Origin of the sequence: Pseudobutyrivibrio sp. 49, from assembly GCF_900100545.1 — a bacterium.
Taxonomy (GTDB): Bacteria; Bacillota; Clostridia; order Lachnospirales; family Lachnospiraceae; genus Pseudobutyrivibrio.
In genome coordinates this window covers 45,304-69,259 of sequence record NZ_FNDP01000011.1, presented here as the reverse complement: position 1 = coordinate 69,259, position 23,956 = coordinate 45,304, and the positions used below count along the sequence as shown (strand labels likewise).

Below are 23,956 nucleotides of genomic sequence, written 5' to 3'. Positions count from 1 at the left end.
TATTTATATTTTTAAAATCCATCTACAATCCAAGCCTTTGGCATAAAATATTCGTTGAATTTTGTGATGCAATATTGATCTGTCATACCTGAAATGTAATCACAGATAATACGCTCCTGAGTCTCTCCATCGTCCTCCATGGCACGATATCTGTCAGGCAACTCATCAAAGTGAACCTGATAATACTCGAAAAGCTCACGAATCATACGCTTTGCCTTGACCTCTTCCACCTTTGCAATAGAATCCTTATAGACATTTGCAAACATGAAATCCCTGAGTTCTTTCATGGCCTCGGCAATTTCAGGTGACATTTTAATCTCTGGGCTGTTCTGACTGCTGATGATAACGTCGTGGATAAGTGTATCCAGACGAACTGCAGAAGTCATTCCAAGAGTCTTTCTTACGCTCATAGGAATAGATTCCTCGGTAAGAATCTGCGCGCGGATAGCATCATCCACATCGCTGTTTACATAGGCAATCTTATCGGATAGGCGAACAATCTGCCCCTCAGGAGTGGCTGGATGACCTTCTGTCTGGTGATTGCGAATACCATCGCGAACCTCCCATGTAAGATTAAGGCCCTGACCGCCCTTCTCAAGCTTTTCTACAATGCGGACACTCTGTTCAGAGTGCACAAAGCCAGTGGAGCACATAGCATTAAGCTGCGCCTCACCTGCATGTCCAAATGGGGTGTGACCCAAATCGTGCCCTAAAGCAATTGCCTCTACCAAATCCTCGTTAAGTCTCAAAGCCTTTGCAATGGTTCTGGCATTCTGTGAAACTTCCAATGTGTGAGATAATCTGGTTCTGTAATGATCTCCCTGAGGAGTGAGAAAAACCTGAGTCTTGTTCTTCAAACGGCGAAACGCCTTGCTATGAAGAATTCTGTCTCGATCCCTCTGAAATAGAGGGCGGATATCACATTGTGGCTCATCTTTTTCGCGGCCACGTGAATTTTCATTGAGTGTGGCATAAGGGCTCAAAGTCTCCCTTTCCATCTGCTCAATCATCTCTCGAATTGTGCCCATTTTAGCCTCCCAAATATGCATTACACGACACTTCTATAAAACAAATTACACAGAAAAAAAGGATATCCTTTTTTTTGCATAAAAAAACCTAGGCACTTTTTTGTGTCTAGGTTATGTGTGCAGGAAATGGGACTTGAACCCACACGATATTGCTACCACAGGCACCTGAAGCCTGCGCGTCTGCCAATTCCGCCATTCCTGCGAACATTTAGTATTCTAAGGAATTGACACCCTTATGTCAAGTGAGTTCAAGCCATTTATTAAGATTATTTTCTGGTCACTCCATCTCCATAAATTGTAGTCCAATCATTCTTCATGGAAATTGGAATCCAGTCGAATTCTTCGCAAAGCTTATACATCTTCTCAGCAGAAGAAAGCTTTCCATTTTCACGTACAGTATCATCACAGCAAAGCATAAATGCTAGGCTCTTGTACTTATTGTTGCTAGTTACATACTCTGCCATGCTGGCATCCCCTGTACTATTTCCAAAGGAAAGCACTGGCTGCTGTCCGATTTCCTGTGCAATGACTGCCACCTTATTCATCTTAAGATTCTTGATTACAAAATTGCCACCAAGTACAAGCTTATCCTTTTCTGTAAATACATACTCGAGACCATCTGCATCTGCCTGATTATTCGAAACTATTGTCTCATCTGAGCCAATAATGTTTCTTGGAAGAATTGGTAGTTTACCTGCAACTAAGCCACGAACAATAAGTCTGTCTGTGCCGCTAACAATATAGGTAGTAAATCCATTTGCCTGAAGATACTGAATAACCTCTACCATTGGCTTATAGAAGGCATCACCCTTTGTCATACCATTGTAGCCATTAGCTGGAGTCTCTCTATATTTAATTACATATGAAGTAAACTCATCTACAGTCATTCCTGAAAAGGCTGATGCCACAGCTTTGCCATGGTCGTTATCCATACCCTTTGGATATGTTCCTGTTTCGGCAAACTCGATTACCTTGTTGGCTACTTCCTTTTCAAAATCTGTAGCCTTATTCTTATAGGTTGGGTCCTCAAGGACACGATGTTGCAATAACATGTGGTCGAAGTATACTGGATCTGTCTCACAGAAAAGTGTACCATCCAAATCAAAAACAGCTACTCTGTCCTGAACTGGAATATAATTAGGACTTGCTTCGTTAGTGATATCATTCATGTAATTCACAAGTGCTGCCTTTGAGGTAGCCCCCTCTGTCCAAAGTGAAAGTGGATTTGCCTCCGCTGCACTAACTGGCACTACTGATAATAATGTAGATATAGCAATCACTGTGCAAAGAATTGCAATTTTTAAACCTTTAAAACCTTTTTCAATAGCTCTCATAGTTACCCCCATATTTTCCATTGTAGTTTTTAGTTCCTACGGAAAACTATACGACACAAAGTGTCATAATAGTGTCACACAACTACATTACTTGATATATGGGCATTTCAGAAAATGCAATCGTTAATTTTCACAAAACATTCTCTCGAACATTGAGCTATCTGACAATTCTCTTGTATACACTATTTTTATCTTGCAATTTAAAGAGTGCGCGTTATAATAATAAGTACAAAAGATGTTATAGAAAAAAAAGAGAAAGGGAGGTACGGTCCACCAAAACATTAAGTAGTTATTGAAATGGTTTTATTAAAATCTAGTGATTGGAGGTATGGTCCACCAGAGGATTAATTTTAAAACCAAAGTTATTTGTTAAAATCTAGAGAATGGGGGTAAAGTCCACCAGAGATTTAAGATTTAACACACGCGACAATTTCATTATGAGGTCCATCAATGATTAAAAGTTTTCAAATGGACAGCAACAATGAAAAATAAAGCTGAATGAGAGGTACAGTCCATTGGGATCGAATTTCAGGGGCGGCATCAGCTAGGAATCAAGAGATTTCGAGTTGGTGTCGCCCGTTTTTTGCGCTTATCTACCCTAGGCGCTTCTTTAAATCCTTCTTTTTAAGTCCGTACTGTTCAGCATATTTATGCCAACCTGCATTAGCAGCCTTAATATATAGAAATCTTGGGTACTTAAAAGCATCAGCATAAATATCATCTGTTTTCTGTGAGGTGTTAACTAACATTCCAATGGCTTCCAAACCGTTAACAACATTTTGCGCAGGACATTTTACGTAACTTGGTACTGTTGACATCGTGCCCATCATTCCCCCTGCACCGATTGCCAAACCGCCACAATATTCAAAGCCACATTTATCGCTCCAGTCTTTAACTGAACTAAGAACATTTTTAATCTGCGAACTTTCATAAAATCCCATGTTTACAACAGCATAAATCTTTTTGCCCGAGCCTATATCAGTCTTCTCTATCCTTTCCATCACCCTAAGAAGGGCTGATGGGATTCCGTCAACATACATTGGGAGACCAAGGACTAATCTATCTGCAGTAGACAGCTTTTCCAGAAGCTTATCATAATTGTTGTTGTATGAAGCTAAGTTTATAGACTCCACAGCCCCTTCTATCTCCTTGGCTACTCTGTCTAAAAATTTCTTAGAGTTGGCTTCATTACCTCTCACACTACCATTAAGTAAGATTACCTTGTGGCTTTGAGCGACTGGATTGCTTTCGCTTTGTTTTGTGATTATTTCGTCTTCACATTCTTCAAAACGAATATCTTTGATGATTCCACGGAAATTAAGGCAAACCGCCTCTACATATCTTCTAGCTTTTTCCTTATCCTCTTCTGTAAGACCATTACCTCTGAAAATGAAGGTCATAGGCTTCTTCTCAGGGTAGCGCTTCTTATGATGGGTCTCGCCATTTACCACTTCAAAATATGGCAACAGCCAGCCTATACATCTATCAAACACATTTTTCACATAGCTACTAAAGCCGCCATAGGTGTATTTGGAGATAACTACAATCTCCTCTGCCTCATGAATAAGCGAGCCCATATTCGCATAATCATCATTAAGAACACACTGCCCGGGAGTCTTAACCCAACAACCAAAACAGCCTACACATGGCTGTATAGTTCTCCTTTGTGATAATACCTTCCAATGAAAATAGTCGTCTGATATCTTCTCCCATTCTTCTTCCGACATATCATGGATTACTAGCTTCATATATTATTCCCCCTTAATATACGTCTAGGCAGAGCTAATTGCCCTGCCTAGTATTTTTATATCTATTATATATTATTACTTCTTCTTAGCAACAATAAGATATCTATGGATTGTTCCTTCTAAAACTCCATTTTTATCTATTATTTCCTGCATCTCTAAAAGCTTGTCAAAACATTTGTCTACAGAGAAGCCTGGGAACTCCCATTCAATGATGTGTGCAAACCAAACAAAAGCACCTATATCGTAAAAACGAATTGGTCGATATGCTTCCTCGGCTCTGACAATCTCAAATCCTGCCTTCTCAAATTTCTCCTTCTGGATAGATAATTTAAGTTCAGGAAATGGTGCTTCTACTTCCGGTAATACCATCTCTGCCAAGTCTCTGTCATTATCTGCACCAACCTGCTCAGTGATAAACAAACCACCTTGCTTTAGGATTCTGTGTGTCTCCTCTGGATCAAAATCACCATGTCGGTTAATGACTAAATCAAAAGAATCATCCTCAAATGGAATGTTTGCAGCATCATCGCACGCCCTGAAATCAATGCCAAGTGGTAAAAGTGTTTCCCTGCACAATTCCACATTTGGTGGGAAACCTTCTGTAGCTGCTGTATTTTCATATGGGTGCTTAAGAGATAATAAAAACTCACCGCCGCCTGTGTCAAAATCAAGCATCTTTTTGTCATCAGTGCGGTACTCAGCGATTATTCTTTCATAATCCCAAGGGAGGTCTTCCTCCTCTTCATAGCGACCGTGGATATGTGAAAAATCCCATCCATGGATATGAGCTATCTTCTCCTCAGCTTCCCATTCTTTTCTTAATTCATTTATTCTTTCTGTGTTCATATTATGCTCCTTATGTATTTAGTAATTGTAATCTAGTTAATTGATTCGGCGCAGTATATGTGACAATTAAAAATCAAATATACTTAACTGGGAATATTTTTCAGGGAATTCTCCCAAGTATTCAAAGCACTCATCTGATTTTGACATTATTCCATGTTCTTTGCAAAAAGTTTTAAAGTACTTGCTCAGCACCTTTGCATTAGCGCTTGGCAATTCGTATGCATTTCCATAAGTTTTAATGTATCTCTCTTTTAAGCCTGGAAAATACTTATCGAGAGCATCATAATAATATTCCCTGTCACCTTCTCTAAGAGTAAGTCCCATTCCAAAATCTATAATTCCCTTTACTCCAACTCGAGCACATTCTTGTAAGATAGCTGAGATGTTTTCTTCAGTATCATTTATAAATGGCAATATAGGAGTAAGCCATACAACTGTAGGAATTCCACGCTTCTGCATTTCCTCCAGAACTTCTATTCTGCGTTTTGTGTTGCAAACATTTGGTTCAAGAATTTTGCATAGGTCATCATCATAGGTAGTGAGTGTCATCTGAACTACACACTTCGCCGTTTGATTTATTTCATCCAATAAATCTATATCTCTTAGAATTAAATCTGACTTAGTAATTATGGTGACTCCGAATTCGTATTTACGAATCACATCCAGGCATCGTTTTGTCAGCTCCAGTTCTTTCTCGCAGTGCATATATGGATCTGACATGGAGCCTGTACCTATCATGCACTTTTGCCTTTTAGATTTTAGTGCCTTCTCCAAAAGCTCAGGTGCATTCTGCTTCACCTCAATATCCTCAAAAGGATGAGTAAACTGATAGCACTTGCTTCTACTATCACAATATATACAACCATGAGAACAGCCACGGTAAATATTCATACCGCAGTGTCCACCACTATTTGTTAATATTCCTTTTGCATCCACAAAGTGCATAGTTACCTCCCCGATTTATATCAGTCCCAAATATTCAAAGGCTTTATACAATCCATCCTTATCCACGTCATCTGTAATATAATCTGCGGCATCTTTACATTCCTCTCCGCCTGAGCCCATGGCTACAGAATAACCGCAAGCCTCAAACATTGGAATGTCAACCTTAGCATCGCCAAAGGCTATGGTATCTTCTTTTGATACACCAAGATGCTCCAACAAAACATCTACCGCGTGCTTTTTAGATATTCCTTTTACACCTAAATCTCCAAAGAGTGCTTTCTCACCTGCACCGCCCCAGGTGCCTGCAGTCAAATCAGGGAATTCTTCAATTGAATCTAAATGATCCTGATAACTATTTAGAACAAAAGATACTTTATTTACATCCCCGCGATACAACTCGCCATCAAAAATCATATCTGGAAAAATCTGACGGACAGTTATGTTTGTACCTCTTCCTTTACGTGATGAATACTCCTGTAAAACTGGCAAGGAATTCTCTTCAAAATGCTCACTGCCAAAAAGTCCGTTATTACTTTCAAGATAAAAATCCAAATTTCTTGAATTACACCAGTCAACAATATGTTTACACTGTTCTGCTGTTATCAGCTGATGCATAACTACTGTGCTTCCATCTTTGACATAGGAACCATTTCCGCCAATCATTCCATCTAATCCAATATCCCAAATATTCTGATATACCTCTGCCTCACTTCTTCCTGTGCAGATATATACCTTGTGCCCATTCTCTCTAGCTTTCCTTATGGCAGAAACAGCACTCTCTGGCAGATTATTTTCATAGTCTACCAAAGTACCATCAACATCTATAAAAATAACTTTTTTCATAATTAATATTCTCCAAAAAAATTATTAAAGTTACAACGAAATAAAAGCTGCTTGTCCTCCACGGTTTGCTCCCATCACTCTGTGTGAAAAGAATAAATCTGGATGACATCTGGTGCAATAATCGGTAACTTCTATGTGCTCCTCTATAACACCTGCCTCTAAAAGTGCGATTTTGCAAGCTACCCATAAATCAAGCATGTATTTATTATTGTCTGTTGGATTAAATAAAGACTTACTAAGAATTTGTGGCTTGTGAGCTTCTCCAAATGCACCAACAATTGCCTCTGCCACATCAGCACTAACTTCATAGCAGTTTTTGCATATGCTTGGTCCAATTCCGCACAAGATATCCTCTGGCTTTGAGCCAAAAGCTTCTGTCATTTTTTCTACAGTGACTTTACCGATTTTTCCAACGGTTCCTTTCCAGCCAGAATGTGACAGCCCCACAACCTGCTTAACTGGGTCATAAAAAAACAGCGGTACGCAATCCGCATGGGCTGTAACTAATGGCATGTCCTTAACATTGGTGACAATTCCATCCACATCCTTATATGGAAGAGGCTTTGTAATTCCATTGCCTGCATCCTTTTCATCTACCACAATTACATTTGCTGTATGAGTCTGCATTGAAAAACACATGCGATCATAATTCATATCAATTGCTTTGCACATTATCTTATAATTCTCATGTATATTATCAACATTATCTTCACTGTTAGTGTGCAGGTTAAGGGATTCAAAAACGCCCTTGCTTACACCTCCTAGCCTAGTAGAAAATGCATGTTTAACTCCAGCATTTTTAAGTGAATTAAATGTCATATAAGTGACACCATTTTTTTCTTCTTTATTCATAGCATTTCTCCATTTTTCATTTACTCTCTTATATCTTACCTATTTCGATTTTACACTAATGACTTATATTGTATATGATTATACGATTTATTGACATAGCAAAATTCAGATGGTAAAATCAAGAAAGAAATGGAAAGGCGTTTGGAAATATATGGAAATTTTAGAATTAAAAAAATTAAAGGAAGAAAAACAAATTACAAATGAAAAGCTTTCCGAGCTTTCAGGCGTCTCATATAGTACTATTACTAAGATTTTCAGCGGTGCCACAAAACGACCTCGTGCAGATAAACTATTGGCCATCGAAAATGCCATTAGGGATTTTATAAATGATGAATCCGGTGCATTGGATTTAAGTGTCTTTGCAAAGAAAAAATATAATACTGTAGAAGATTGGCTAAACCTTCCCGATGATAGAAGGGCTGAGCTTATTGATGGTGTTTTCTATGATATGGCTGAGCCAACTATTTGGCACCAGCGTGTAGCAGGTCTTGTCTATTTTGAAGCCATTAAATATGTCAGAGAAAAAGGTGGAAATTGCCTGCCTCTAATCGCGCCAGTTGGAGTCCAGCTAGACAAGGATGACAAAACTGTTGTGGAGCCAGATGTAGTTATAGTCTGTGACCCTGATAAAGTAAAAGACAGGGTTATTTATGGTGCACCAGACTGGGTTCTTGAGGTTGTCTCTCCTAGTTCAAAGACCAAAGACTACATAGTTAAGCTTGGAAAATATCAGAATGCAGGTGTTAGGGAATATTGGATTATCGACAGAAAACAAGAGCGAGTAACTGTGTACTCGCACCTTGATGATTCTGAAAATATGGAAGTTAAAATCTATGGCTTTTCTGAGCCAGTTCCAGTTGGAATCTACGATGATTTAATACTGGATTTATCTGAAATACAGAGATATTAATATCAATTAGTTAACGAATACGTTGCAGCCACAATTGGCCAAACAGGCAAATTCTTTGCATAGATTCCGCTGAACTGAGATATTGGAACTGGATTTGCTGTGCCAATCTACTCCATTTGCATTTGCTTTTATTGAATTGCATATATAGACTAGCTGTATGGGCTAGTCCAAAACCTTAAGTGGCTTCCATCTCAAAGCGTCACCGGACACAAGTGAATATCTGATTCTTCTTTTCTTTCCCGTGATACTGTCGTGGAATCTGGTTTCGCCATGACAATGTCCATAAATCACCTGCGATACACCATACTGCTCAGCAAGCTTAGTGAAGATGCTGTTTGTCTGTATAATGTTGGTAGGTGGATAATGTAAAAACATAATGAATTTCTTGTATCCATCTGCCTTTGCTGCCTCGAAAGAAGCCACTAATCTTTCTGACTCTCTCTTAACTAGCTTCTCAGCATGCTCAGCTTCCTTTTCATCCCAGCCCTGAATATTTCCATAGCTATCCACATAAAATGGTCCTTCAAAAGTGTAGCCCTTTGTGCCCACCAGAGCATAATCTTCATAAGTGAAATAATTGTTCTGCAAAAATTCCAGTCTGCCCTTAAACATTTCATTTAACTTATTAGTTTTCTTGGCATCCCAAAACATGTCGTGATTTCCGCGAAGTAAAATTTTTCTTCCTGGAAGATTCTCGATATATTCCAAATCCATCTGACATTCATCCAGATTCTTGCCCCAGCTGTGATCACCAACAAGTACAAGGGTGTCATCTGGTTTCATTGCCTTAAGGCAGTTTTCTTGGAAAATCACCTCGTGATTCTGCCATATCTTATCTTCAATTTGATTTCTGGCTTTCAGTTCTGACTGAAAATGTAAATGTAAATCTCCGATAGCAAACAAACTCATGACTATCTCTCCGTATATACGATAACTATTCCGAAAAATTAGCAGCTAATACCTGGTATACTCCCTTTTCTTTCCATGAAGGACAAATGTGATTTGCAACATCCTTAACCACGTCAGGTGCTGTCTCAACAGCATAGCTTTCTGTAGCGCACTTAAGCATACCAATATCATTATTGTTGTCACCAAATACCATAGTTTCATCTGGTGAAATACCATAAAACTTCTGGATAAACTTAAGAGCATTTCCCTTATCCACAGACTTATCCATAAAATCTACCCAGTCTTCACCAGCCATAGTGACCTTCAGGCGATCCTTCCACTCTGGAATAAGAATCTCATCACCGATTGATCTGATAGATGGTCTTTTGAAAATAGAGGCTTTGATAATATTTGAACCTTCTGTCAAAACGTCATCTACCTGCTTGTAGTCACACTTATACTGTGTCTCGATGAAATTAATGAACTCTGGATTTTCTGACTCGATATAAGTAATTCCTGGTCCCTCGCAAATCATCTCACAGTCTTCAAAAGTTCTAAGCTCTTTTATAAGCTCATCAAGATATTCTGGATTCATATTTACGATATTTAAATCCTTGCCGCGGCACTTAACATGAGCACCATTATCAGCAATGAAAATCAAATCATCCTTAACTTCCTTGAATAATTTTTCAATGCTGGAATACTGTCTGCCACTGGCAATACAAACAATAATATCTCTTTTTCTGAGCTCCTTTACCATCTCGATAATCTCTGGATAAATATCAGGAGACGCATCCTTTACTAAGGTTCCGTCTACATCTGTTGCAATAAGTTTAATCATATAAATACCTTCTTTTTTCTCATTTCTTGAACTACATCATATAGTAACATAAAAAAGACGTGGCTACATCTAGTAACCACGCCCATTTTATACTTATTAGAATTTAGAAGAACCAATACCACATTATAGTATTGAATAAATAGTTCGAATACCAATTGTAATAGCTGCTGGCATATGTTGGATACCAGTATGAATTGCGGTATGAATGTCTTCTTATTGGAGCATTATCCTCCACAACATACTTACTTAAGTCTGGGCAGATTCCATCTGAATCACCTGTTCCATGCCAATAATTAGGACTGGTAGTTTCTCCTGTGCCCATAATGCATTTACCAGTAACAAGGTTACGGTCTGTTCTATATGACAAAGTGATGTTTCCATTGATTGGCTGGGTCTCTTTTTCAAAACTATAACCGCCCTCAAGGTATGCTCTGTCTGTGTCGATTGTTCCTCTTCCAGAAACAGCTGCTCCACCTCCGAGAATGTCACGATTGCCTGTAAGATTCATTCCAAATCCACCTACAGCAATCACCTTTCCATCGCCATAAATCGTGCCATTGTTGAGAGTGATAGCATCTCCTCCCATAGAAGAAAGCTGAGACTCTCCACCGCCAAAAACAGCTAAAACAGACCCATCCGGAACAATAAGCTTTCCTTTAACTGCCAATCCCTTCTGACCAACACCATAGTCAGCAGCTTCGTCGCCTTTTATATATACATTACCTTTAACGTAAACAGTTCCATCCGTAACGACAACCGGATTGCTGTTATTTCGATTGATATCATCTCTTGCTGAATAATTTGTATGAGAAACGATTCTGGCATTTTCCAATGTTGAACCGTTCATCATTCTAATCTGACCATTGATTACCGAGCCATGAGTGAATCCTGCATCCTCACCATAGTCAATATAATCTACAGAAAGTGTTCCACCTCTACGAACCTCTAAGATACCTTCAATAGTAGACTGTCTTAAAGATAACTTACCACCATTCTCAACAACAATTTTCACACCACTGTGAACGCGAGTGTTAAGCATTGTAAGATTACATCCTCTAGGAATAACAAGAGTTTGTAGTGGCACCTCTCCATTTGTAAGGGATATTACCGAACCAAGTTCTGCATATGTTCCTGTGGTATGGCTACCATACCATGCCTTAATATCCTTTGGAACTGTAACAACATCAGCACCTAAATCTCTTATATACCATGGCTTTTGATCGTAAATATATTTGCCATCACTAGTCTGAGTAGCATTATCATAATTAAGTACTTCAACAAGTTTTCCATTAAGCTCATAAACTGTGAAGTCTACTGCATTACTGATAGCTACACGATTTTCTGTATCTGTAAACTGAACTGAAATCTTATAGTCACCAGCCTGCTCTGGTTTTCCAGTAATTGCAACTGTTCCATCCCAAACATTGTACCCTACTTCTACACCAGGACATTCTGGCTCAACAAGCACCTTTGTTTTGGTATGGTCTGGATTGATTTTTACTGCATCTTCGGCATTTTCAAAATAGCTAAGCGGATGCCAGCTTTCCTCAGGTACTGAATCTCTATCTACATCCTTATCAACTAGTGCAGCCTCAAGCTTCACTGCATTTGCACCTGTTGATACATAAGATCCTGTAGTAGCACTTGATACTGCATCTACATCTTCCTCTCCTACCATCTTGTGTTCAAAGCTACCCACAAGTCTGATAAAAAGATTCTTATTATCTTCAACTACAACAGGCTCATCTATTGATGGTTCTTCTGTTGAAGATCCTTTTACATTGATTGTAAAGCTTTCATCGTATGACCACATTCCGTGATAATCTGCCTTAAGATTAACTGTGGCAGTTCCTGATGAAACAGTCTTTATCTTAGCAGTGGTATATTTATCCCATGAATTACCATCATCAGTAGACTCAATACTAATAATTCCATCATTGTCTGAAGTCCATGAGATTTCATAATCACTGTAACCATAAGCACGCTCACCTTGGAGAATGACGGTATCTCCAATTTCAAGAGTGATACTTTCGTGGTTCTTGATGACTCCCTGTTCAGCTGCTGCAACAGTCAAAGTATATGATTGCATCGTGCTAAGCATAGCTACCACACCCATAACCGCAACACCTGAGCGAAGTAATTTTAATACCTTTCTTTTCATATATATCCTCTTCCTGGGTACAGTATATTTATTACTCATTTTGAGTAATATGTACCAACCAAGTTAGTATAGTATAACCTCAGGAAGTTTTCAATAACTTACGGTCGTTTTATCAAACTCCACTACCGCTGCCACATCACACTTTTTTACTTACTCTTTAGTTAAACTCATTGCACATACCAGATACATCAACAACCATCCAAAGGATTCAAATCCTGAATCCAAGCCACCTGCAATATAATTTGCAAGGTTTCCTAATAACGCAATTACGATAGGATTACAAATCAATAGTATTTTCTTTACTGGAATCAATCCTTTTATGATCATTCCAATCCAGGCTATAGTTACAAACCCATCGCAAATAATAAATCCTGCCGCCATTGGAACTGCTATACTTTTTAAAACTCTAACCACCATTCCAACAGAAGTTGGAATATCTCCTGTAGCATCCATGCCAGCATTGAAAACTACTGGTAGCATACATATTCCAATATGGATAAATGCAAAATAGAAAACTCCTGCCCAATTTGCAATTTTGAAGAGCTTATATAATTTCGAATATCCTAGGCCATATTCTTCTTCCATGACTCTAAGAAGCTCGATTACCGCAATTGCGAAGAATGGTACACATGAAAAACCAAGAATCGATGAAACAGCAAATCTCCAGTCTGGAACAACGTGCCATTCATAGCCCATATATGCATCAGAAGATGTCGATGCATCAAACACACCAAATCCCAGCAAATAATCTCCGATTATAGCTAATACCATGGCGACACAACCCATTAATATCTTCTGTCTTGATGACAATCTTTTCATAGCTTCCTCCCAATTAATGAATCTTTCTCTTTACCGTATGTATCAAAAATATTAACCCCCCAACAATCACAATCGAAATAAGAATTCCACTTGTATCCATACTGAAATCCTCCTTCCTCTTTTAGTTAGGTTTTCCTAACTACATACTACCACATTTTTACGACCTCTACTATTTTCTTGCTACCAAATGCATTCTAAATTTCTCGCATGCCTCTAGGTTATCTATCTTAAGATCTGCGACAGAACAAAACTTTCTAATCTCATCTAATGAATATGCCTTAACATCTCCATGTCCGATTAAGTTTGCAAGTGGCATTTCCGTATGATTCATAAACCAAAGAACGATACTTGGAGCTGTATAATCCTGCAGAATTAGCCTTCCATTTGGTCTTAATACACGCTTCACACTGTTAAAAAATTTCTGTGGATTTGGATAATGATGAAAACTGTTTGAGCAAATAATTACATCAAATGAATTTTCCTCAAAGGGCAGGTTTTCACAGTCTCCCACAACCCAATCTACACCCCTAAGATTCTTAGCCTTAGCCACCTCAATCATCTTAGGAGTGATGTCCAAACCTGTGTAATGCTTTGTGGCGTCCTTTTCATGTAGGAGAGAAATCATTGGACCCGTTCCGCATCCACAGTCCAGCAAATCCTGATAATCTTCTTTTTCCAACTCTGCTGCTATGTATGGATAATCATCCTTACACATCTCATAGATTCCAGCCTGATCTGTCTCATATATATCTGCTGCCTTGGTAAACTCTTTAATTGTTAAGTCCTTATATTCTTCTGCCGTTCTCATAAAACCATCACCTCTTCTAGTAAATAAATGATGCCATCAATATTCTAATAGAAATGGCTTCTAAAATTCTGGCCGCCCTTAAACTGCCATATTCATAAATTCATCTATTGCCCTAAGCACAGGCTCAGAATATTCTTTTTCTCCGAAAAGCCACTGCTCATGTTGCATATCAAACTCTCTAATATCAGGGTTATGAAAATATTTTTTGTAGCGCTTTAAATACTTCTCACCCATTTTATTGGCATATATAAAATGAGCCCGTGTATGTTCTACCTCAATATCATCTTCAAGATAAGTCAATAAATCTGTGTAGTACTCATTCTTAATAGACTCAGGACTGAACTTAGAAAAACAATTTATGAACTTCTCAGCAGTCTCATCATTCATTAGAAAGAAACTCTTCAGTTTTTCCTTTGTCTTATTTCGTTTCTTTTCGCTCTTTGTAAAGCTGGTAAGTAACGGGACCACAAGCAAAGATTGAAGTTTGGCAGCTACCTTTCCACTTTGGTCAAGGTCAGGACTTCCAAAAATTGCATGGTCTATATGAATATTTCTTCTCTGTACAAGCTGTCCAACAAAACTAGAACCAAGAGAAGAACCTATAGCACCATCAAGTCTGCCATAGTGATTCTCCCTTATATAATTCTCAATTTTCTCTGTTACAGTTATCATGTCAGGAAATATATCATCACTTCCATCAAAACCATCATAGTTTACACATATAAGATGATATTTTTCAGCAAGCTCCGATATGACTGTTCCAAAATTTGTCTGCCAATCGCAGCACGTTCCAGGAAGTAGCATAAGCGTCTTTCCTGACATGTTTCCTATTTCTTCAAATTGCATAATATCTAAGCCTCTCTTGCCAATTGAACCATCTGCTTCCAACCCTCTTTTGCTTCTTTTACTATTGGGAACACTGGATAACAATGGAACATTCCTTTTCCTACAATCATATTGTAGCTAACACCATATCGTTTCATTACATGCTCAAAAGATGGTGCACAAGCATATAAGGTTTCATCAGAACCATAAATAAAAGTAACTGGTGGGCAATTTGTAAAGTCACCTTTTTGTAACCAAATCATGTAATCAGGAACTGAATTATCACCATGTCTCATTATATCCACAGCTCGTTTCATATAGTCTGCCGGAACCATGACATCCTTTTTTTCAAGTTCAAGCATACGCTTCCATTCTTCTTCTGAATTTACACAAGTGCCTGGCGAAAGAGCAATGATATGTGCTGGCATTGGAACATCTTTATGGCCATCATTAATATATGACACCAAGCCTAAAGCTAAGTTTCCGCCTGAAGAAGAACCAAGTATGCTTATATTCTTTTCATCATAATCTTTAAGCATCTCCTTGTATGTTTCATGTATCATTTCATAGGCTTTTGAAATTGGATAATCTAAACATAAAGGATAATAAGGTATGTACAAATCTAAACCAGTTTCCTTTGCAAATCTAAGTGCTTTTTTAATCGAACCGGCTCTAGGCGCTATAACCATACCACCACCTATGATAAACATATTGGCTCTATTTACTTTTTTCTTATGAATCAATTTCAGAACTGTACATCCCATAACCTGAATTTGACTTATGTTAAATTCATCATCCTGTAAATCAGGAACAGTAATTCTGGCATTTAATTTTCTTTTACTATCAATAAAATCCTCATCATTACCACCAAAGTAAAGCTTTTTCAAATTTAAAGCCTTCACCAAAAACTTAAGTATTTCATATTTTGCGCTCATGACATCAACCTCATTTCTCTGCAATCACCGTAATCCAAGGTTTGCTTTCATATCTCCATATTTTCCCTTAGGCATCCAATTTTTGTAATCTGCTTTCATTTCAAGTCCTCCCTTTTTTGGTTAATTCAGTCTTAGTTAGTCATCGCTAACTCTACATCTTTAAAAAAAGCTATTCAAGACCGGTATATCTCAAATAGCTTATTTTCATTTATAAATTTACAACTCAGAATGAGCGATGATGAACTGCTTAATCCCTGCGTAGGTATCGTCACTAATATAGTGCTCGATTTTGCAAGCATCCTCTTTGGCAGTTTCCTCGTCCACCCCAGCAACATCCTGAAGGAATCCGGTGAGAGTCACATACTTATCAATAATCACTTCTGCGATTTTCTGACCCTTGATAGTGAACTCAATCTCTCCGTCTTCCTTCATGACGATGATATTGTCTTTACGAAGGTTCGACATGGCTCTGGAAACACTGGCTCTGGAAAGTCCCAGCTCTTTAGCCAAATCAACAGAATGAAGATGGGCTTTATCTTGCTTAAGTATATATATGTTTTTGATATAATCCTCTGATGCCTTGTTCATTTTGTCCCTCAATCACATTTATCTACTGTTATTTTGATGATGTGGAATCACAAGATGAGCATCCACTGCATCCTGAACATCCACAGCCGCAGGAAGATCCACCCTGCTTCTTTGTCTTAATCATTGAACGAATAATGCCAGCAACGATTAAGATAAGCACTGCTAAAACAACTATTGTTCCAATATTTTCTGTAATCCATGAAATCATATCTATTACCTTCTTAATTATATCTAAGCAATCTCAAGCTTTGATGCCTCTTTGTACTTCTTGAAGAAAAGCATGTAGATAATACCTGCTAATAATACAATTGATACGATAAGACCAATAATATTTACATTACCTGTTAATGCATTTCCAAACTGTGTAATCATTAATGCTACTACATAAGCGAATCCACACTGGTATGCGATTGCAAACCATGTCCATGTTGCATTGTTCATCTCACGCTTGATAGCACCGATTGCAGCGAAGCATGGTGCACAAAGAAGATTGAATACGAGGAATGAGAATCCTGTAATGCCTGTAAATGCCTGTGAAAGCGCCTGCCATGCAGTCAACTCTCCGCCACCATAAAGGATACCCATTGTACCTACGATGTTCTCCTTAGCTACAAGACCTGTGATTGATGCAACAGCTGCCTGCCAGTTACCCCATCCAAGTGGAATGAAGATCCAAGCGATAGCATTACCAATCTTAGCAAGGATAGAGAACTCAAGCTCATCCTCTGCAAGCATTCTGAATCCGTCCTCTGCGAATCCGAAGTAGCTTGTAAACCAAACAACGATTGTTGAAAGTAAAATGATTGTACCAGCCTTTTTGATAAATGACCAGCCACGCTCCCACATTGAACGAAGTACGTTACCAAGTGTAGGCATATGATATGCAGGGAGCTCCATAACGAATGGTGCTGGATCGCCTGCGAACATCTTTGTCTTCTTAAGCATTACGCCTGAAATAACGATTGCTGCCATACCAATAAAGTATGCTGATGTTGAAACCCAAGCTGAGCCACCAAAGATAGCTCCGGCAATCATAGCGATAAATGGAACCTTGGCACCACATGGAATGAATGTAGTTGTCATGATTGTCATTCTTCTATCACGCTCGTTTTCGATTGTACGGCTGGCCATAACACCAGGAACACCACAACCTACACCAACAAGCATAGGGATAAATGACTTACCTGAAAGACCAAACTTTCTAAATACTCTATCGAGAACGAAAGCGATTCTTGCCATGTAACCACATGCCTCAAGGAATGCAAGCATAAGGAAGAGTACAAGCATCTGTGGAACGAAACCAAGAACTGCACCTACACCAGCTACAATACCATCAAGGATAAGTCCCTTAAGCCAATCAGCAGTACCTGCTGCATCAAGTGCTGACTCAACAAGAGCAGGAATACCTGGTACCCATGTACCGTACTCTGATGGATCTGGCTCATCGCCGATTTCTTCAAGAGTCTTTACAGCAGCTTCATAATCAGAAATACTTGCTGTCTCTTCTGAAATTTCAAGTGTCTCCTCATCCTCTACTTCGTATGTGAACTCATCAACAGGAGCACTTCCATTTTCCTCTACAAAAACGTCATATCCATCAACGATAGCTGAAGCATCAGCATATCTTTCAGAGATATCACCATATCCGCCATCCATACCAAAGAGATGGAAACCATCACCAAAGATGCAATCGTTTGTAAAATCAGTAGCAGGTGCACCTACGCCTACCATAGCAATCCAATATACAAGGAACATTACGATTGCGAAGATTGGAAGACCAAGCCATCTGTTAGTTACTACCTTATCAATCTTATCTGATACTGAAAGAGAGCCTTCGTTCTTTTTCTTGTAGCAAGACTTAATTACCTGAGCGATGTAAACATAACGTTCATTTGTGATAATACTCTCTGAATCATCATCCATCTCAGCTTCTGCAGCCTTGATATCTTTTTCAATATGTTCAAGCTTATCAGCAGCAATATTTAACTGCTCTAAAACCTTATCATCACGCTCGAATACCTTGATAGCATACCATCTCTGCTGCTCGTCTGGAAGATTGTGAACAACTGCTTCCTCGATATGAGCGATTGCATGCTCAACTGGACCTGAGAAGGTATGAAGAGGAACTGTCTTGCCATTCTTAGCTGCCTTGATAGCCTCTTCTGCAGCCTCTGCTGTCTTGTCGCCCTTAAGTGCTGAAATATCAACAACCTTGCAGCCTAACTGACGAGATAATTCATCAATATGAATCTGATCGCCATTTTTTCTAACGATATCCATCATGTTAACAGCTACAACTACAGGAATTCCAAGCTCTGTAAGCTGTGTTGTAAGATAAAGATTTCTCTCAAGGTTTGTTCCATCGATGATATTTAAGATAGCATCTGGACGCTCGTTGATAAGATAATTTCTGGCAACAACTTCTTCCAAAGTGTAAGGTGAAAGCGAGTAGATACCAGGAAGATCAGTGATAACTACGTCATCATGTCCCTTAAGCTTACCTTCCTTTTTCTCAACTGTAACACCAGGCCAGTTACCAACGAACTGATTTGAACCTGTAAGTGCATTGAACAATGTGGTCTTACCACTGTTTGGATTACCTGCAAGTGCAATTGTTATGCTCATAATTAATTCTCCTCCACTTCTATCATTTCCGCATCAGCCTTGCGAAGTGATAATTCATAATTTCTTACTGTAACCTCGATTGGGTCACCAAGTGGTGCTACCTTGCGTACGAATACTGAAGTATTCTTAGTAATACCCATGTCCATTAGTCTACGCTTAACAGCGCCTTCACCATGTAGCTTTACAACAGTAGCTGTCTCTCCGATTTTTACATCTCTCAATGTTTTCAATGATTATTCCTCCTCTTACTAGATCATAATTTTTCTAGCCAGTTCATCGCTGACTGCCACTCTGCTCTCTTTAACCTTTACGATAAGATTCTCGCCAAGTGTACTCACTACGCTAACCTCACCGCCTACATTAAAGCCTAGGTGTTCCAAATGTTTTTTCACCTCAGGGCTTCCACCGATTTTTTTAATTATCTGAGTTTCCCCTGGTTCTGCATAAATCAATGGCATCATACATTTCCTCGCTTTTATCTAATTTCGATTAGTGTTACCTAACCGTATACCCTAAATAATGGTTAGCAGTCGCTAACAACCACTAACCATTACTAAGTATAGTTAGCACGTGCTAACTTGTCAAGCATATTTATAAATTTATTTAAAGTTTTTTCTTCTTAAAATAATTGCACCAATACCTGACACTACAAGTACTAAAACAATGATAAAAATGATTATTCCAGTATTAGATTCTGCTTCTGCTGCAGTTGGTACTTCCTCTGGAGAAATCTCAGCAACTGCATCTTCTACTTCCTCTTCTAATTCAGATTCTTTTGAAACAGCAGCCTCCACGGATTCCTCATCTTCATTTTCAAGGAGATTTTCTGTTTTTCCTGCGTTCTCAGAATCTCCATTATTTTTTGCTTTAGCATTAGATTTTGCTGTAATCTTTTCTTCTGCCATAGGCACCTGTGTTTCAGGAATAATAGCTGTATTGTTATTTCCCAGCTCTGAGATTTTAGTTGTAGAGCTTGCTGATGAAGCTTTATTTGATGTACCTGAAGAGCTTTCTGATGATTTTTCAGTTGAGCTATTTTTTGTTGAGCTGTTTCCAGTCTCAGCCTTCTTGTTATCATCTGTTTTAACTTCTTTAGCTGTTAGTACCGCAATACCGTCTTTTATAATCCAACTCTTAAGTCCTGCTGAACCTCTATTGTAGTAAATGCTCATAATACCACCAAGCTCGTTATCAGCAGTCTCAAGTTCGCTGACTACATTCTTTACATTCTCATTAAGCAAGGCTGCAAAGTCTTTTGAACCAATTTCTTCTTTTGTCTTTCCAAAAGTAACATCTTTACTGCTTCCCGTACCATCTGCGCCAGTGTAAACAGCTTTAATCTCGCTACCATTTTCGATAATTTTTGCATCCTGATTGAAATAGCAATTTCTATCATAGGCTATGTTGGCAATTCTGCCGTCCATAATACCAATATCTACTGTTGGGCGATTTGAAGTTACATTTCCCATAGCGTAGCAGTTGTACTGGAATGCTCCTGCCATTCCTGTAAATCCACCGATGTGAACCTTGTTGTTTGTATTTGCATTACCATATACATCACCAAGAGCATAACAATTTAATACGTTTATACGATTTGTTACTGAGAACATTCCACCAGCATAAACATCACCTTCTTCGGTAATTGCTCTGATGCTTACATCTGTATAGCAGTTTGTTACCTCGCCTCTAAGCATGCTTGCAGCCAGACCTGCACCACGTGATGCAATATCATCTGCTTTTACAGAAATCTTACCTGTCACAGAACAGTTATCTATGAAAACACCATTCTGGCCAGTTCCTACAAGACCTGCTGTGTATGTGTCATAAGAAACTTCATTGTTGATATAGATATCTCGAAGGTTAATATTCTTTAATTCAACCTTTAAAGTATCATCGCCATATGTAAGATTTGTCTCGTAATCTCCACCTGTAAATCCGAACATTGCTGCCGTGTACTGACTTGCTGGATTGCTTCTTGTTCCAATTGTTAAACCTGTAATTGTGTAACCAGCTCCATCGTAATTTCCTCTGAAAGGATAAGCTGAATACAATATCGGATCACCCTTAATCTTTGCTTTAATTGCAAATCCTATTGGAAGCCATTCTTTATCAGAAAGCTTAATATCTGCTGTCTGCTTAAAGTATTTTCCTTCCCATGTTTCATCGGCATTAATAGCCTCAGCTATATAGCGAAGCTGCTTTTCATTTGAAATCAGATAAGGATTTTCTTTTGTGCCATTTCCTCCTGCAAACTGTTTTTCGTCTCCTGCGCCGTAACCTGTTCTATCTCCATAGATAGCCTTATCCTTAGCACGTGCAAGAGCCTTCTCATAGTTTTCAGAATCAGATTTACTTCCAGAAATTATACTTTCTGAAACAAGCTCATTATTTTTTACTGTAATTTTTAAAGTAACCTTTCCAGCATTATCTCTTCCGTACCAATCTCCATCTCCCATAACAACAGGAGTAACTGGTACCTTCTCCTCTTCTGGCTGAAGGTATATCGTATTTACGAATTCATCTGAAAGGGTAACAATATTGTTTTCTAATTTCCACTTTTTAAAACAATCATTCTTCAAACCATATTTTGAGATATCAATTCCAAAGGTCTCAAAATTTGTATTAAGCTTTTCTACCAATTTGCTATATGTTTCAGCGGTGAAACTCTCAAGGCTTCCTACTACACCACCTTCGTATGCCACTCCTTCTTCATTTACACCACCAACTGTTTTAGTACCGTAAGGCTGAACCTGAGCTTCTTTTCGGCCTGCAATTTTCATTGTCTTTTCTATATCATAATAACTCTGATAAGCCTTACCAATACCTGTTACCCAGCCTGTAATTGCTCCTGTGTAAATACTATAATGCTCTGATTCTGTATCACCTCTACCGTAACAATTAACCAAATCTCCGGCATTTACACCCACAATAGCACCTACCGCTGACATACCTTCTATCTCATTTTCAATATCACGAGCCATACTTCCAAAGTATGTTCCATTAGAGTAACAGTTCGCCACAAGACCTCTGTTTGTCATACCTGTGATTCCGCCAACAGAAGCAATTGATTCACCATACTCTACCTTTGAGCGCAAACTTACATCTGTATGACAATTAATGATTGCCCCCTTATACTGTCTGGCTGCTATACCACCTACATAGGCATTCTTTTCGGCAGTTGTTGATTCAATGATTCCCTGAACAGAACAGTTATCAATAACAGCGCCCTTATAAGAACCACTATCACTAAGTCCCTGCATATAACCTACGATTCCACCTACAAAAGAGGCATCCTCACGATATGCATAAATTGCAACATTTGTAAGATGTAAATTCTTAACGACAGCATCTACACCAATATTTCCAAAGAATCCAAGGGCGTTTGAAAAATCTTCCACGTTTTTACTAAGTCTTCTTGGATTTGATTTTGTTCCTTCTTTTAATCCATTAATAGTATGTCCTTTACCATCAAAAGTTCCATTAAAAGCGTACTGACTACCACCAACTGGCTCCCAGTTATCTATTCCAGAAATATCAATATCCGATATAAGTTCCACATACTTATTATCATACAAAACAGAATCTTCTAAAGAACCTGCAAAAGCTACAAGCTGCTCTACATTTGAAATCTGATAAGGATTCTCTTTTGAACCATCTCCTGCTTCAAAGATTGATGAATCTACATCCTTATTTTTCCACTCATCACCTATAGTGTTAGTAGTACCATCTGTCTCTATGGTCATTTTAGAAACAACATTTTCTGTAGTTCCCATAGCAGTACCAACGATTCCACCTGCATTAACACTTGTATCACCTTTTGCGCTAATAGTTCCTGCTGAAGTGGAATCAATTATTTTTGAATTCATCTTGGTAAGACCTGCGATTCCACCAATATCTGCCATCACTCCATCATTGAGTTCTGCAATGATATCTACATCAGAATAGCAACTCTTTACCTCTGACTTAACCATCATGTTACCAGCAATTCCTCCAACAGAAATAGCTGCTGAGTCAGACTTTACATTAAGCTTTCCACTTACCTGGCAGTTTGAAATAACTGCTGTTCTTTTTAAATCTCCAGTAATAATGCCTGCATTCAGGCCATAATCTGGTGTAGCTGTGACTGATGCATTCATTACTTTAAGATTCTTTACCACAGCACCTGCCTTCAAAGCTGTGAAAAGACCTTCGTCAGATACATTTTCACTATTAATTGTCATGTTATAAATTGAGTAATTATTTCCATCGAAGGTTCCGGCAAAAATATCAAAACCATCAGATGTTCCTATAGAATTGAAGTTCTGTGAAGACGATAAAGTTATATCATTTGTAAGACTTACATACTCACCTGCATATGAATTTCCTTCATCAACGTTCTTGGCAAAAAGCTCTAACTGCTTCACATTGCTAATAAGATAAGGATTTTCTTCTGTTCCTTCACCCTTGATAGTATCATCAGAGTCTGTTGGGTTCTCTGGATTCTCCGGATCCTCTGGAGTACCTGGATTTTCTGGTTCCTCCGGCTCTTCAGGATTGTTCTTTTTCTCAGCCTGTGAAAAAGCATCCTTTACTGCAGCCTTTATGGCATTAGAACTAATAGTAGCTCCTCTGATTCCGTCTATTTCATCAATCTCCGAAAAGGTTGGCTGTTTTTCGTTTATTGTAGTAAATAAAGCTGTAGCCTTAGCCCATAGCCCTGGGGTTTCCTGCTGTGAAACTTCAGATGCTTCTACCACCTTTCCATCTTTTATTGTAACTGAAACAGACACTTCTCCGTTCTTGCCAGTTGCGACACCAGTGTAGGTGCCATCTTCGTAAGAAATTATTTCTTCCGCTGAAACGACGACATTTGCGGAAAATGAAGACACAAGTAAAGCAGCTGCCAAGGCACCTGCTTTTACTTGCTTACATAATCCCTTATTTTTCATACATGCTCTCCTTTTGGTTTTATATTTCTGAT

21 protein-coding genes and 1 tRNA gene are annotated in these 23,956 nt (G+C 38.6%); 1 reads left to right on the top strand and 21 read right to left on the bottom strand.

What is annotated here, in order from left to right:
- Positions 1-11: 11 nt before the first annotated feature.
- From BLP54_RS10435 to pgeF, 8 genes are all read right to left on the bottom strand, one after another.
- Positions 12-1,028, bottom strand: coding sequence for a deoxyguanosinetriphosphate triphosphohydrolase (locus BLP54_RS10435; RefSeq protein ID WP_090169410.1), 1,017 nt, complete (start codon positions 1,026-1,028; stop codon positions 12-14).
- 118 nt (positions 1,029-1,146) lie between these two features.
- Positions 1,147-1,230: transfer RNA gene (locus tag BLP54_RS10430), tRNA-Leu, on the bottom strand.
- Positions 1,231-1,294: 64 nt separating this feature from the next.
- Positions 1,295-2,362, bottom strand: coding sequence for a haloacid dehalogenase-like hydrolase (locus tag BLP54_RS10425; RefSeq protein ID WP_176754529.1), 1,068 nt, complete (start codon positions 2,360-2,362; stop codon positions 1,295-1,297).
- A 593-nt stretch (positions 2,363-2,955) separates the two neighbouring features.
- Complete coding sequence (locus tag BLP54_RS10420) at positions 2,956-4,110, bottom strand: NAD(P)H-dependent oxidoreductase (RefSeq protein ID WP_090169408.1); 1,155 nt, start codon at positions 4,108-4,110, stop codon at positions 2,956-2,958.
- Positions 4,111-4,185: 75 nt separating this feature from the next.
- Positions 4,186-4,956: a class I SAM-dependent methyltransferase gene (locus BLP54_RS10415; protein WP_090169407.1), complete on the bottom strand. Its 771-nt coding sequence runs from the start codon at positions 4,954-4,956 to the stop codon at positions 4,186-4,188.
- 66 nt (positions 4,957-5,022) lie between these two features.
- Complete coding sequence (locus tag BLP54_RS10410) at positions 5,023-5,901, bottom strand: SPL family radical SAM protein (protein WP_090169406.1); 879 nt, start codon at positions 5,899-5,901, stop codon at positions 5,023-5,025.
- Between the two features lie 15 nt (positions 5,902-5,916).
- Positions 5,917-6,744, bottom strand: coding sequence for a Cof-type HAD-IIB family hydrolase (locus BLP54_RS10405; protein ID WP_090169405.1), 828 nt, complete (start codon positions 6,742-6,744; stop codon positions 5,917-5,919).
- A 30-nt stretch (positions 6,745-6,774) separates the two neighbouring features.
- A complete protein-coding gene (pgeF, locus tag BLP54_RS10400) occupies positions 6,775-7,596 on the bottom strand; it encodes a peptidoglycan editing factor PgeF (protein ID WP_090169404.1) in 822 nt (273 codons plus the stop codon).
- A 151-nt stretch (positions 7,597-7,747) separates the two neighbouring features.
- On the opposite strand from pgeF, the gene BLP54_RS10395 reads away from it, so the two are divergent.
- Complete coding sequence (locus BLP54_RS10395) at positions 7,748-8,506, top strand: Uma2 family endonuclease (protein WP_090169462.1); 759 nt, start codon at positions 7,748-7,750, stop codon at positions 8,504-8,506.
- Positions 8,507-8,668: 162 nt separating this feature from the next.
- Here the strand turns inward: BLP54_RS10395 and BLP54_RS10390 are convergent, their stop codons facing one another.
- The 13 genes from BLP54_RS10390 to BLP54_RS10330 form a co-directional block, all read right to left on the bottom strand.
- A complete protein-coding gene (locus BLP54_RS10390; protein ID WP_090169403.1) occupies positions 8,669-9,415 on the bottom strand; it encodes a metallophosphoesterase in 747 nt (248 codons plus the stop codon).
- A 25-nt stretch (positions 9,416-9,440) separates the two neighbouring features.
- Complete coding sequence (locus BLP54_RS10385) at positions 9,441-10,235, bottom strand: Cof-type HAD-IIB family hydrolase (RefSeq protein ID WP_090169402.1); 795 nt, start codon at positions 10,233-10,235, stop codon at positions 9,441-9,443.
- A gap of 103 nt (positions 10,236-10,338) precedes the next feature.
- A complete protein-coding gene (locus BLP54_RS10380; RefSeq protein ID WP_090169401.1) occupies positions 10,339-12,396 on the bottom strand; it encodes a hypothetical protein in 2,058 nt (685 codons plus the stop codon).
- Positions 12,397-12,546: 150 nt separating this feature from the next.
- Positions 12,547-13,215, bottom strand: a complete 669-nt coding sequence (locus BLP54_RS10375) for a DUF6796 family protein (RefSeq protein ID WP_090169400.1) — start codon at positions 13,213-13,215, stop codon at positions 12,547-12,549.
- Positions 13,216-13,384: 169 nt separating this feature from the next.
- A complete protein-coding gene (locus BLP54_RS10370; RefSeq protein ID WP_090169399.1) occupies positions 13,385-14,023 on the bottom strand; it encodes a class I SAM-dependent methyltransferase in 639 nt (212 codons plus the stop codon).
- 78 nt (positions 14,024-14,101) lie between these two features.
- Positions 14,102-14,869 carry an alpha/beta fold hydrolase gene (locus BLP54_RS10365; RefSeq protein ID WP_242870684.1) on the bottom strand — a complete coding sequence of 256 codons (768 nt, stop codon included), beginning with the start codon at positions 14,867-14,869 and terminating at the stop codon, positions 14,102-14,104.
- A gap of 5 nt (positions 14,870-14,874) precedes the next feature.
- Positions 14,875-15,783 carry an alpha/beta hydrolase gene (locus BLP54_RS10360; protein ID WP_090169398.1) on the bottom strand — a complete coding sequence of 303 codons (909 nt, stop codon included), beginning with the start codon at positions 15,781-15,783 and terminating at the stop codon, positions 14,875-14,877.
- Between the two features lie 216 nt (positions 15,784-15,999).
- Entirely contained in the window at positions 16,000-16,371 is a 372-nt protein-coding gene (locus BLP54_RS10355; protein WP_090169397.1) for a metal-dependent transcriptional regulator, read from the bottom strand.
- 28 nt (positions 16,372-16,399) lie between these two features.
- Positions 16,400-16,579: a FeoB-associated Cys-rich membrane protein gene (locus BLP54_RS10350; RefSeq protein WP_176754528.1), complete on the bottom strand. Its 180-nt coding sequence runs from the start codon at positions 16,577-16,579 to the stop codon at positions 16,400-16,402.
- A gap of 23 nt (positions 16,580-16,602) precedes the next feature.
- Entirely contained in the window at positions 16,603-18,996 is a 2,394-nt protein-coding gene (gene feoB, locus BLP54_RS10345; protein ID WP_090169396.1) for a ferrous iron transporter B, read from the bottom strand.
- Between the two features lie 2 nt (positions 18,997-18,998).
- The gene (locus BLP54_RS10340) at positions 18,999-19,226 is read right to left on the bottom strand and encodes a FeoA family protein (RefSeq protein ID WP_072917523.1); all 228 of its coding nucleotides are present in this window, start codon (positions 19,224-19,226) and stop codon (positions 18,999-19,001) included.
- A gap of 18 nt (positions 19,227-19,244) precedes the next feature.
- Positions 19,245-19,457, bottom strand: a complete 213-nt coding sequence (locus tag BLP54_RS10335; protein WP_090169394.1) for a FeoA family protein — start codon at positions 19,455-19,457, stop codon at positions 19,245-19,247.
- Positions 19,458-19,595: 138 nt separating this feature from the next.
- Positions 19,596-23,924 carry an FMN-binding protein gene (locus BLP54_RS10330; RefSeq protein WP_090169392.1) on the bottom strand — a complete coding sequence of 1,443 codons (4,329 nt, stop codon included), beginning with the start codon at positions 23,922-23,924 and terminating at the stop codon, positions 19,596-19,598.
- Positions 23,925-23,956: the final 32 nt, after the last annotated feature.